This is a genomic window from Desulforamulus aquiferis (assembly GCF_030577015.1).
GTDB lineage: Bacteria > Bacillota > Desulfotomaculia > Desulfotomaculales > Desulfotomaculaceae > Desulfotomaculum > Desulfotomaculum aquiferis.
The window spans coordinates 1-11,709 of the sequence record NZ_JARPTC010000010.1 but is presented as its reverse complement, the minus strand read 5'-3'; the positions used below and the strand labels follow the sequence as shown (position 1 = coordinate 11,709).

The 11,709-nt window shown below is 42.0% G+C and carries 10 protein-coding genes; 9 read left to right on the top strand and 1 reads right to left on the bottom strand.

Annotated features, from left to right (window positions below; genetic code table 11):
• Positions 1-8 precede the first annotated feature (8 nt).
• Positions 9-4,277, top strand: coding sequence for a PolC-type DNA polymerase III (locus tag P6N53_RS07405; protein ID WP_304542167.1), 4,269 nt, complete (start codon positions 9-11; stop codon positions 4,275-4,277).
• Here the strand turns inward: P6N53_RS07405 and P6N53_RS07400 are convergent.
• Entirely contained in the window at positions 4,274-5,581 is a 1,308-nt protein-coding gene (locus tag P6N53_RS07400; protein ID WP_304542166.1) for an Ig-like domain-containing domain, read from the bottom strand. The genes P6N53_RS07405 and P6N53_RS07400 overlap by 4 nt on opposite strands.
• A gap of 127 nt (positions 5,582-5,708) precedes the next feature.
• Here P6N53_RS07400 and pdaA point away from each other — a divergent pair, with 127 nt between their 5' ends.
• The 8 genes from pdaA to P6N53_RS07360 form a co-directional block, all read left to right on the top strand.
• Entirely contained in the window at positions 5,709-6,674 is a 966-nt protein-coding gene (gene pdaA / locus P6N53_RS07395) for a delta-lactam-biosynthetic de-N-acetylase (protein ID WP_304542165.1), read from the top strand.
• 157 nt (positions 6,675-6,831) lie between these two features.
• Complete coding sequence (locus tag P6N53_RS07390) at positions 6,832-7,869, top strand: PHP domain-containing protein (RefSeq protein WP_304542164.1); 1,038 nt, start codon at positions 6,832-6,834, stop codon at positions 7,867-7,869.
• Between the two features lie 61 nt (positions 7,870-7,930).
• Positions 7,931-8,251: a LapA family protein gene (locus P6N53_RS07385; RefSeq protein ID WP_304542163.1), complete on the top strand. Its 321-nt coding sequence runs from the start codon at positions 7,931-7,933 to the stop codon at positions 8,249-8,251.
• Positions 8,252-8,467: 216 nt separating this feature from the next.
• On the top strand, positions 8,468-8,926 hold the full coding sequence (gene rimP / locus P6N53_RS07380; RefSeq protein WP_304542162.1) for a ribosome maturation factor RimP: 459 nt from the start codon (positions 8,468-8,470) through the stop codon (positions 8,924-8,926).
• Between the two features lie 24 nt (positions 8,927-8,950).
• A complete protein-coding gene (gene nusA, locus P6N53_RS07375) occupies positions 8,951-10,129 on the top strand; it encodes a transcription termination factor NusA (protein WP_304542161.1) in 1,179 nt (392 codons plus the stop codon).
• Positions 10,130-10,141: 12 nt separating this feature from the next.
• Positions 10,142-10,408 carry an RNase P modulator RnpM gene (gene rnpM / locus P6N53_RS07370; protein WP_304542160.1) on the top strand — a complete coding sequence of 89 codons (267 nt, stop codon included), beginning with the start codon at positions 10,142-10,144 and terminating at the stop codon, positions 10,406-10,408.
• Positions 10,409-10,720 (top strand): L7Ae/L30e/S12e/Gadd45 family ribosomal protein, encoded by a 312-nt coding sequence (locus tag P6N53_RS07365; RefSeq protein ID WP_304542159.1) that lies wholly within the window; start codon positions 10,409-10,411, stop codon positions 10,718-10,720.
• Positions 10,721-10,750: 30 nt separating this feature from the next.
• Positions 10,751-11,709 (top strand): translation initiation factor IF-2 N-terminal domain-containing protein (locus tag P6N53_RS07360; RefSeq protein WP_304542158.1); only part of this gene is annotated, 959 nt, incomplete at its 3' end.

The window sequence follows — 11,709 nt, the reverse complement described above, 5'->3', positions numbered from 1 at the left end:
GACTAATATTGACTGTTACTCTATTAGATACCGTTGGTACATACATTTCTGATAACGAGCTTCAGCAGCTATTAAAGACTACCTGTATTCTCAGGGTGGTTGTAAATATTAAAAAGAAAAGCTGGAAGCTTACCTTAAAGCCCCGCAAATTGTTGACCAGTGATGAATTCGCCCGTCTTAAGAAGGCCCTGGTTTCCATTACTCCGGGGCCTGTTCTATTAGAACTTGAAATTCAGGAAGATGGACCTCAAAGGTTAAAGAAGGAAAGGCTAGATCAAGAATATCTAAAGGCAAAATTATTGGAACAATTCCCGGCCTCCCGTGGGTGGCTAAACCAATCCCATTTTCAATGGGAAGGGGATTCCCTGACAATACATTTGCCTGATGAGCTTAGTCTTGATCTGTTCCGCAGTCGAAATTGTGATGACTTTCTTCGGCAGGTAATTAGAGATTTTTCTAATAATGAGCCTAAAATATTACTTGAGGTATGTCATACTGAAGAATCCCAGGAGAATTGGAACTGTCGCCAGGAACAGCTTGAGCAGGAGCTTCTTGAAAAACTTACTACAGAGCAAGGGGTAAAAACAAGTGAAAAGTGTCAAGAAATAAGTACCAACGAACTAATTATTGTAGGTAAAGAGATAAAGGGAAATAAAATATTAATTAAAGATATCCTGGAAGAAGAGAGAAATGTAGTCACCCAGGGTAGAATATTTGACCTTGAAAGCAGATTATTAAAATCTGGAAGACAGATCCTTACCTTTAGCCTAACTGATAATTCCGATTCCATAGATGTAAAGAAATTTTTAGAAGAAAATGAAGCTGGCGTAGGGGATAGGTTAAAGAATGGCCAATGGGTAAAGGTACGTGGGCCGGTTCAAGTGGATAGGTTTACCCAGGAATTAACACTGATGGCTTATGATATAAATGTGATTAATGCTCCGGCAAGATATGATGTGGCTTCGGAAAAGAGGGTTGAGCTGCATTTGCATACCAAGATGAGTTCTATGGATAGTGTATGTAGTGCGGCTGATGTGGTGCGTCAGGCAGCTGCCTGGGGTCATCCGGCAGTGGCAATCACAGATCACGGCGTGGTACAGGCATTCCCAGAGGCCTATTCTGCTGCAAAAAAAGCTGGAATAAATCTTATTTATGGAGTAGAGGGTTATTTAATAGATGATGGTATAACAACTCTATTCAATTATAAGCAAAATCAACCCTTAAAGGATCTTGAATATGTAGTTCTTGACTTTGAAACCACGGGATTCTCTCCCCGGACAGATACAATTATTGAAATCGGTGCAGTTAAGTACTCTGAGGGCACCGAGGTAGACCGCTATGGCACCTTGGTTAATCCTGGACGAGAAATACCCCACGAAGTTACGAAGTTAACGGGCATTAATAATGAGATGGTCAAAGATGCACCTGCTCCCCAAAAGGCCCTAGCTAAATTAAAGGAATTCGTAGGCGAAGCTCTAATAGTAGCTCATAATGCGGCTTTTGACTTTGGTTTTTTAAAAACTGGCTTCCGGGATAATCTCCAGCAAGAAGCTAACTATCAAGTAATAGATACCCTTGGTGTAGCAAGGGTACTATTGCCCCAACTTAAAAATCACAAACTCAATACCCTAACCAAAGAGTTTAAAATTGATATTGGCAACCATCACCGGGCCGTTGATGATGCTGCTGCCACGGGGAAAATATGGCAAATACTTTTAAACAAGATTACGGAACGGGGAATTCATGACCTAGAGGGACTTTCTGTCCTGGGCAAAGGAGCAAGCCAAGAAAAGCTGAGATCCCGACATGTTACCCTTCTTGTTAAGGATGAAATAGGGTTAAAGAATCTATATGGTTTAATCACACTTTCTCATCTTAAATATTATTACCGGCAACCCAGAATTCCTAGACAAGAGTTAATAGGACATAGGGAAGGACTACTGATTGGCTCTGCCTGTGAGGGAGGGGAATTATACCAGGCCCTTTTAAACGGAGCATCCCAAGAGGAATTAGAAAATATTGCAGCCTTCTATGATTACTTAGAGATACAGCCCTTGGGCAACAATGAGTTTCTGGTTCGTAATCATCAAGTACAGGGATTTGATGACTTAAGACAGCTAAACCAACGCATAGTGATGTTAGGCAGTAAGCTAAATATCCCGGTTGTTGCTACAGGGGATGTGCATTTTTTAAACCCGGAGGATGAGGTTTATAGACGTATTCTAATGGCCGGTAAAGGTTTTGATGATGCAGATAATCAAGCACCCCTATATTTTAAGACCACGGTAGAAATGCTTGAGGAATTCTCCTATCTTGGAGAAGAAACTGCCTTGGAGGTTGTGGTCAAAAACCCAAGAATGATTGCAGAGCAAGTTAAATTTATGAAGCCTATCCCAGACCAACTTCACCCGCCCTATATTGAAGGAGCGGAGGAGCAAATTACTGATATGACCTTAGACCGGGCCCATGAATTATACGGCAAGCCGTTGCCCGAGATAGTTCAAAAAAGGGTTGATAAGGAGCTAAAGTCAATTATTGGCAACAAATTCGCTGTATTATATTTAATTGCCCATAAATTAGTAAAGAAGTCAATGGATGATGGATATTTGGTGGGTTCCCGAGGTTCGGTAGGGTCTTCCTTAGTGGCTACCCTTACAGGTATTACAGAGGTTAATCCCCTGCCTCCACACTATAGATGCAAGGGTTGTAGGGGTAGCGAGTTTATTAATGACGGATCGGCTGGCTGCGGTGCGGATTTACCTGATAAAATATGCCCCAATTGTGGACAGCCCTATGAAAAGGACGGGCACGACATACCCTTTGAGGTATTCTTAGGCTTTGAGGGAGATAAGGTGCCTGATATAGACCTTAACTTTTCAGGGGATTACCAGCCCAGGGCCCACAAATACACAGAAGAATTGTTTGGCAAGGATAATGTATATCGTGCCGGCACCATTGGAACCATTGCCGAAAAGACAGCCTTTGGCTTTGTTAAAAACTATCTAGATGAAAGGAATCAAAAAAAGAGGAATGCAGAACTAAAAAGATTGGTATTAGGCTGTGCTGGTGTTAAAAGAACCACGGGGCAGCATCCAGGGGGCATTATGGTAGTACCAAGGGATGCAGATGTCCATATGTTTACTCCGGTTCAACGTCCTGCCGATGATGTAAAATCCGATACCAGAACTACCCATTTTGATTATCATTCCATCCACGATAGCTTGGTAAAGCTGGATATATTGGGTCATGACGATCCCACGGTTATTCGTATGCTGGAAGACTTAACAGGGCTGAACGCCAGAGAGATACCCCTGGATGAACCAAAAACCATGAGCTTATTTTCATCCACAGTAGCCCTGGGGGTTGAACCGGAGGATATTCGCTCCCAGGTGGGAACCTATGCTATACCGGAATTTGGTACAAAGTTTGTACGTCAAATGCTGGTGGATACAAAACCTACAACCTTTTCTGAATTGGTTCGTATCTCGGGATTTTCCCATGGAACTGATGTATGGTTAAACAATGCCCAGGATTTAATTAGGGCAGGTACCTGCAAGCTATCCGAGGCTATTTCTGCTAGGGATGATATTATGGTCTACCTCATTTATCAGAACCTTCCACCCAAACTGGCCTTTAAAATTATGGAGGGTGTTAGAAAGGGAAAAGGAGTTAAGGAGGAAGATGCAGAAGTTATGCGAAGCCATGGGGTTCCCAAGTGGTATATTGAATCCTGCAACAAAATTAAGTATATGTTTCCCAAGGCCCATGCCACTGCCTATGTTATGATGGCTTTTCGCATTGCCTGGTTCAAGGTTTATTATCCAGAGGCATTCTACTGCACTTATTTTTCTGTAAGGGCAGATGACTTTGATGCTGATCTAATGGTTCAAGGACCAAATAAATTAAAGCAGGTTATTCAGGAAATAGAGGAAAAGGGTAATGCTGCTTCCCAGAAAGAAAAAAACCTCCTCACAATTCTAGAGGTGGCCTTAGAGATGAATTACCGGGGCATAAAACTTTTACCAGTTAATCTTGAAAAATCCGATGCCACTAAGTTTTTGATTACCCAGGATGGTTTATTATCTCCCTTTGGCGGACTTCAGGGTGTTGGAAGGGCAGCAGCACAAAGTATTCTTACGGCCAGGGAGGCAGCTCCCTTTACTTCCGTGGATGATTTGAGAAATCGTGCAAAGATATCTAAAACAGTAGTGGAGGTATTACAAAACCACGGTTGTCTGAATCAACTGCAATTATCTGATCAGATGGCACTTTTTTAGTGATTTATGACCATGAAGCCCTGGGGCATATAAGAGATTAACCAATCTAGGTCCTCTTGCTCTAAGTAATAACAGCTATAGGTTTTGGGAATACCCAATTGGCTGTGATTGTCTGCGGTACCCTCTGGTAATGAGTGAAGCAGTATGTCGGCATTTAACCAAATCCATTGATCTTGCTTGGAGTTTTTATTGCTTGTGGTGCTGCGATTTTGCTCATACAGGGTTCCAGTGGGTGCGGCAGGACGTGACTTTTGGGTTATGGTCATGGTGCGGATTGTTTTCTTTCCCTCCATTACCCAAAGCTTAATAGAGCTACCAGACTTAATCTCAAGCCATCTGCTGCTGCCTAGGTTAGTAGTTATAAAGTCATAGCTGTAGTTAAGGATTTCATTACTTTTAGAAACTAAGCGTGCCGTGACTTTATAATGGGTATTGGGGCTCAGCACTCGATTAGGTAAATAATCAACTCTATTGCCATCAATACGGCATACTCCTGGCAGATCATTAATGGATATCTCCGCTGTCTTTAAATCCTGATTAGCTGTAATAAAAATATTCCGTGTTAACCAAATACCACTTGACCCTGGGCGGGGATTTGATTCCAAGATGAGGAATTCCGGTGTGGTGGTAAATTGTGCCTCTATATTTGAGGTAAGCTTCCCTCCATTCCGGGAAGGCAAGCCCTCGGCAATATGTATTGTGTAATCCTGAGTATTATTTAGTTTGCTTTCGGGCCAATATTGCCATCTGCTATAATCCTCCAGGTAACCCTCGGGGGAGAAGTACTTAACTGGTTCGAGCCTCCCGGGTTTTGGCCCTTTAAAATGGGCCATTAATTCCCCAGGGTTAACCTCTGTGTTAAACTGAATAATTACAGGACCCTTAGAAGGAACCGAATCCCGGTTATCTATTCCTACAAAACGTAAGGGCACCTTTGCCTGAAACTCCCCCGAGGCCCATACCCAAAGGGGCCAAATCATAGCTGATGCAGTATTGAATTTATAACGGTATTTTTGCCCCCTGGGGTATTCATTTTCTGCAAATTCAACCCTTAGGGTGCTAGCTGTAAGCCAGTTATAATTAAATGGAACAATTGTGCCATCCAAAACCCGTTCAATGACTAAATCTTGAGGGGAAGTTTCCCTCATGGGAGCATGGAATTTAAAAACTACTACTACTTTTCCCTCTGGAGAATTTTCTAGATACTGACCTACAAATGTTCCTATGCTAAACCATAGAGCAAGCAGTAGAATAAACATGCCCATGAAAATTCTTAAACGAAATTTACTAATATGAATAATCATCCAAACATGTCCTCCAGCAAAAAAACAAAGTGATTCCCGTAGTTATATATTTGCATTTAGGTACTATTATGACTATAATTCCAAATAAAGGCTATGATGGATAATATTATAAATGGAGGCCAAGGTAATGTTTATAAGTACAAAGAAACTATATGCTACGGTAATATTTGCTGCTTTTTTAATTGTTGGAACAGTAATATTACTTTATCCCACCGGTTCTAATGAACAGATTGTAGTTGATTCTGACAAGGTGCAGGCATTAAGTGACCATCAGCCAAGTACTGATGATTTTGGGACTACCGAAACAGATGAAGATAACTCACCAGTGGCAGAGGATAATATGGTAGAGAATGTACCATCCCAGAGTGCTTTACCTGATGAACAAAAGTCAGTGGAATCAACTGCGGTTAATAATAATAAACTAAGCTGGTATTATATGCCCAATAAAGAACATCGACTGCCAGAGGTTAACTCAATGGGTAAGGCCCTATTGAGTGAATATGACGGCATATATCACGGGGATATAAATAATAAAGTAATATACCTCACCTTTGACGAGGGCTATGAAAATGGTTATACTCCCAGAATACTTGATGTACTAAAGGAAACAGAGGTAAAGGCAGCCTTCTTTATTACCGGCGATTATTTAAAGAAAAATGAAGAATTGGTAAAGAGAATGTTGGCTGAAGGTCATATTGTGGGCAATCACACCCAAAATCACCCCAGCCTTCCTGATTCCAGCGATAGTGCTTTAAAGTCTGAAATTAGCACACTGGCAGATTCATACAATAATATCACCGGGGGTCAGATGAAATACCTACGTCCTCCCATGGGTGAATACAGCGCCCGTTCATTAAAGATTACCAGGGAAATGGGCTATATCAATGTCTTTTGGAGTGTAGCAATGGCTGACTGGGTACCGGATGCCGGAACCCCCGAGCAAAATAAGAAAACAGTTATGGATAGATTGCATGACGGAGCCATCATTCTACTCCACGCGGTGAATCAACCAAACGCAACCATGCTTCCTGATCTAATAAACGAATGCAAACAACAGGGCTACCGCTTTGGTACCCTGGATGAAATAAAATAACCCGTGTCTGAACTGCACTACAAAAAAGAAATATCCAACAGCCAAGACGAGACCTAATAGGAATACCAACAAGCCATAGGTCCAGAACTTTCCTTTATACATATCTACCCGATTAGTTTACAATATAATTTGTCTAATTAATTGATTGAGGTGGAATATGTACGATTACTCTGGAGTAGTTCATATACATTCTTGTTATTCTGACGGGTCCAGCAATTTTGAGGGAATATCCAGAGCGGCGAGTCAGTCAGGGGCAGAGTTTGTATTAATTAATGATCATGATACCCTTAATGGATTATATAAAGAGGGTGAAAAGTATTTAAACGGTGTACTAATGCTGGTAGGGCTTGAGGTAACACCGAAAAGAAATCACTTTTTGTGCTATGATGTGGAATCAGTTCCCAGCAATAGGTTAAGACCTGAGGAATATGTGGGCAAGGTTTATCGGGATGGTGGCTTTGGTTTTTTAGCTCACCCAGATCAAAAGGAAAATTGCCTTTTTCCTGCTAAGATGCATTGGGACAACTGGGATTTAGATCAACCCTATGGGGTAGAGATTTGGAATTATTTTTCCCAGTGGATGAGTAGCTTCAAAAATAAAACAGAATTATTAAAGAGCGTCTTTTTCCCTAAGGCCTGCTTACGACCACCGGAACCAGAGACTTTAATGAAGTGGGACAAGCTTGGTGAGCACAGAAAGGTTCCTGCTATAGCAGGGATAGATGCCCATGGGGGTAGGCAATTTAGCTGGATTCCTACAATTTTAAGTAGCTATAAATACCAATTTAGAACATTGCGAACCCATGTAGTTACCAAGGAACCCTTAAAGGGAGATTTGCACCATGATAAAAGGCTAGTTCTATCTGCCATAAAAAACGGCCAAAGCTATCTCGTTAACTATTGTGCCGGAAAGATTAAAAATTTTTCCTTTTTTGCACATAGTGGTCAGAAAAACTGGTTGATGGGTGAGGAAACTATCTACTCAAAGGATTTAAATCTATCTGTAAAGCTCCCGTCAAAGGCGCATATCAAATTAATTAAAGATGGTAAGATGTTTGCAAAATGTTTTGGCAGCAATCTAAACATTTCTGATCCAGGACCAGGTGTCTACAGAGTAGAAGTCTACAAAGGAAATATTTGGCCCCGTCCTTGGATTTTTTCTAATCATATTTATTTGAGAACACAACTAGGATAGTATCTTCCAAAACAGGAAAACTGTGTTGCCACGCCGAATAATAATCCTGGAGGTGTTGGTAATGCAGTTTTATTTTGCCATTGCTACTCTATTTTCTATTACTGTAGCTATATTTGCCACTCAAAACTCTGACCAGGTCACCATTAGCTTTTTATTATGGCAACTTCCAAGTATTCCTCAGGTTATAGTGATACTTGGGTCGGCTTTAGCTGGAATGGTGGCAGCTTTATTTTTTGGTCTATCCAGGCAATTCAAGTTATCCAAAGAGTTAAAGGAAGCTTTAGTGAGAATAAATACATTGGATAATGAATTGGCAAAGCTAAAAGCTCCAGTGGAAGTAAAGAAAATTGATCTAGAGCAGAAGAATGAGACCAATAAATAAATTTTTTATGATGTATACATTTTAGGTCTTTGGGGATCATACCTGTAAAGAATTGACTATAAAGTCATTACCCTTGTCAAGAAATTGTTTCCATGATATACTTATTATGTTTTGAAGTACGGTGTAGGTGTTAAGCAACTTTTTTGCTTTGGAGAGGAGTGGGTATTTCCCACTCTTTCGCGTTACTTTAGGGGAATTTTAAAGGGAGGACTTTGTTTGGCTAAGACTAATGTAGAAACTATTAAAGCTGCAATCGAACCTGTTATTAATGAATTAAATTTAGAATTAGTTGATGTTGACTATGTCAAAGAAGGTGGAAACTGGTATTTAAGGGTTTTCATCGATAAGCTTGGGGGTGTCGATCTGGATGACTGTCAGACTGCATCAGAAAAGGTTGATGTGGTACTGGACGAATTAGATCCCATTTCCCAGGCCTATTTTTTGGAAGTATCCTCGCCTGGTATTGAGCGCCCCCTGAAGAAGCCTGCTGATTTTGAAAGATTTAAAGGACATTTGATAAACGTTACTACTTATGCACCTATTGATGGAAACAAATCTTTTAAAGGGAAACTGATAGGTTACTCGGAAAACGGGGTTGAAATGGAAGTAGAAGGCAAATCGGTTCTTTTGCCTGCGGAACAGGTGGCAGGAGCACGTTTAGCAGTGGAATTTTGAGTTTTATAATGGGAGGAGCAAAAAGTGAATAGCGAGTTTTTAGAAGCCTTAAAGGATTTAGAGAAGGAAAAAGGTATTGCAGTTGATGTACTATTAGGTGCCATCGAAGCAGCATTAATCTCTGCTTATAAAAGAAATTTTGGATCCATTCAAAATGCCAGGGTTCATATAGACAGGAATACCGGAGATTTTAAGGTGTATTCCCAGCGTAATGTAGTGGATGAAGTTGAAGATGAACGTTTGGATATTAGCTTGGAAGACGCCAGAAAAATTGACCCGAGGTTTAACGTGGGGGATATTGTAGAGAATGAGGTAACACCACGAAACTTTGGAAGGATTGCTGCTCAAACTGCAAAGCAGGTCGTTGTTCAAAGAATTCGCGAGGCAGAAAGAAATATTATATTTGAAGAATTTGCCAATCGCGAGGGTGATATACTTAATGGCACTGTTCAGCGCATAGAGAATAAAAATATCTTTATCGAGCTAGGGAAAACTGAGGCTATCCTGGCACCCTCTGAGCAAATGCCCGGGGAAGATTATAAACACGGGGACCGTTTAAAGACTTACATTGTGGAGGTTCGTAAGACTACAAAGGGGCCACAAATTTTAGTTTCCCGTACTCATCCAGGTCTGCTAAAGCGTTTATTTGAATTGGAAGTGCCCGAATTACAGGATGGTGTAATTGAGTTAAAATCCATTGCCAGAGAGGCAGGACATCGCTCAAAGATCGCTGTGTACTCCAAGGATGAAGATGTGGATCCCGTTGGGGCCTGTGTTGGACCCAAGGGGATGAGGGTACAGAATATAGTAAATGAACTTAACGGTGAGAAAATCGACATTGTTAAGTGGAATCAAGATGCCTCGAAATTTGTAGCATCTGCTTTGAGTCCTGCCAAGGTGGTGGCTGTGGAAGTATGGGAGGATGAAAAGGTTGCCAGGGTGATTGTGCCTGATTATCAACTATCATTAGCCATAGGTAAGGAAGGGCAGAATGCCCGCTTGGCGGCAAAACTTACAGGTTGGAAAATTGATATTAAGAGTGAATCTCAAATGGCAGAAATCTACCCCGAGTACAACCAGCTTGAACAGGGGGATAGTAATATAGATGTTTCCGACAGCTACTCAACAGAGGCAGACATATTTCAAGAACAATATGATATCACTGAACCAGTGAGTATTACAGAAAATAAAGAGGAAAAGTGAGGAGGTTAAGCAGTGCCCAGAGTAAAAAAGGTTCCGCTAAGGATGTGTGTTGGATGCCAGGAAATGAGGCCCAAGCGCGAACTGAAACGGGTGGTGCGGACTCCCCTGGAAACTGTTGAGATAGATCCTACTGGTAAGAAAACCGGTAGGGGTGCTTATATATGTCCTAACCCGGAGTGCCTGCAAAAGGCTATTAAGGGTAAAAGATTGGAACGGGCATTAGAATGTTCAATTTCTGCAGAAGTAATCGAAAGTCTGAAGCAAGGAATGGTGGACTAAGTGCATGGACCAGTAATGCATCTGTTGGGTTTGTGCCAGCGGGCAGGAAAGGCCGTGTCTGGGGATTTTGCTGTAAGGGCTAACCTTTCAAAGGGAAAGGCAAAAGTAATGATTATTGCTACCGATACTTCTGAGAAGATACAGAGAGAGTATATTCAACTAGGTAAGGCCAATAATGTTCCAACTATATTGGCCCTTACAAAACAGGAATTAGGGCTAGCTTTAGGAAAATCTAGCCGTGCAGCAGTAGTAGTATTAGATAAAAACTTTGCCCAGGGAATAGTAAAATTACTGGACAGGAGTGATGTTTAATATTGCCGCATATATTTTGGAGGTGAACAAATGGTAAAAAAACGGGTTCATGAGTTGGCAAAGGAGCTCAACATTGAAAACAGAGAGCTTTTAAATAAATTAAGTGATTTTGGAGTAACAGTTAAGTCACATATGAGTACTCTAGAAGATAATGATGTCCAAAAGGTTTACTTAGAATACCAAAAGAAAACAAATTCCAGTGATAATAAAACAGATAATCAAGCTGACAAAACAAAACAACATGAGCGGAGTAGGGGGCAAGGAATGGACGGTAAGAAAGAAAAAGATTTTTTATTTAGACCAGATAACCAAAAGGGACCCGGAGTTGTTGATAGGGTTCCTAATAGACCGCCTGATAGGAGATATGAGGACAGACCAAAACCCCCACAGAGACCTGCACAGGATACCAGAGGCACTAAACCGCCGGCACCAAGAACACAGAACAATGAGCTGCAGGACGGTCAAAAGGATCAAAATACTGAAGTGCCCAAGGAAAACACTCAGGCACCTCAAATAATAGAGGGTAATCGCCCACCGAGAACACAGGTTGATAATAGAGTTCCTCAAGGTGAGCGCCCTAGGGGTAATCAAGGAAGACCTGGCTACGGCGACCGCCCTAACCAGGGGCAGGGAAGACCAGGCTACAATGATCGTCCTAACCAGGGACAGGGGAGACCTGGCTACAACGATCGTCCTAACCAGGGACAGGGAAGACCTGGCTACAACGACCGCCCTAACCAGGGGCAGGGAAGACCAGGCTACAATGATCGTCCTAACCAGGGACAGGGAAGACCTGGCTACAACGACCGTCCTAACCAGGGACAGGGAAGACCGGGCTACGGCGACCGTCCTAACCAGGGGCAGGGAAGACCGGGCTACGGCGACCGTCCTAACCAGGGGCAGGGAAGACCAGGCTACGGCGACCGTCCTAACCAGGGGCAGGGAAGACCGGGCTACGGCGACCGTCCTAACCAGGGGCAGGGAAGACC

Excerpts from the sequence above, each read along its gene's own strand:
- P6N53_RS07400 (WP_304542166.1), bottom strand. The coding sequence starts at position 5,581 with ATGATTATTCATATTAGTAAATTTCGTTTAAGAATTTTCATGGGCATG.
- pdaA (WP_304542165.1), top strand. The coding sequence starts at position 5,709 with ATGTTTATAAGTACAAAGAAACTATATGCTACGGTAATATTTGCTGCT.
- P6N53_RS07390 (WP_304542164.1), top strand. The coding sequence starts at position 6,832 with ATGTACGATTACTCTGGAGTAGTTCATATACATTCTTGTTATTCTGAC.
- P6N53_RS07385 (WP_304542163.1), top strand. The coding sequence starts at position 7,931 with ATGCAGTTTTATTTTGCCATTGCTACTCTATTTTCTATTACTGTAGCT.